The 647-nt window shown below is 62.8% G+C and carries 1 protein-coding gene; it reads left to right on the top strand.

Annotated features, from left to right (window positions below):
- Positions 1 to 605: 3-hydroxyacyl-CoA dehydrogenase family protein (locus AWB65_RS35215; RefSeq protein ID WP_235008141.1), on the top strand; the 605-nt coding region annotated here is incomplete at its 5' end.
- Positions 606 to 647: the final 42 nt, after the last annotated feature.

Genomic DNA, 647 nt, shown 5'->3' with positions numbered 1-647 from the left:
CGGTGTGGGTGAGTTCTCGTCATCCGGACGAAGCGCAGCGGGTGCTCGATTTGCTCCAAACGTTGGACGTTGAAGTGGAGACGGGCAGTGCACCGAGTCACGACGCCTTGATTGTCGTGACACCACTCGGACACGATGCGACCACCAGCGCAACCTCGGAAGCGCTCGATGCCACGCGCGTGGTAGCCGTGGATACCCTTTTTGGATTCGATCGAGACCTGCGACGCGTGATCATGCCGACTCCCGCGACCCGCACCGACATGCTCGAACACGCTCAGATACTGTTCGCGATCGATGGCGCTCCAGTCTCCACGATCCGTGACTCTGGTGGTTTTGTGGCACAGCGCATTCTCGCCTGCATCGTGAACACGGCCTGCGAAATCGCCCAGCAGCGGATTGCCTCGCCGGACGACATCGACGCTGCGGTTCGACTCGGACTCGGCTACCCGCTCGGGCCTCTGGCGCTCGGCGACCGTGTCGGTGCAATACGGATCGTCGCCGTGCTGAAGGGTCTCGTGGATCTCTACGGCGATCCGCGCTACCGCCCTGGCGTTTGGCTGTCCCGGCGCGCCGCTCTGAATCTGCCGCTCGGTCTTCCGGATTGATCGATTTCAACCGGGCGATGGCCTTGACGAAGAACGAGCGTC

Origin of the sequence: Caballeronia humi, assembly GCF_001544475.1 — a bacterium.
Lineage (GTDB): Bacteria > Pseudomonadota > Gammaproteobacteria > Burkholderiales > Burkholderiaceae > Caballeronia > Caballeronia humi.
The sequence above is the reverse complement of the archived record's forward strand: the minus strand, read 5'-3'. Positions and strand labels throughout refer to the sequence as shown.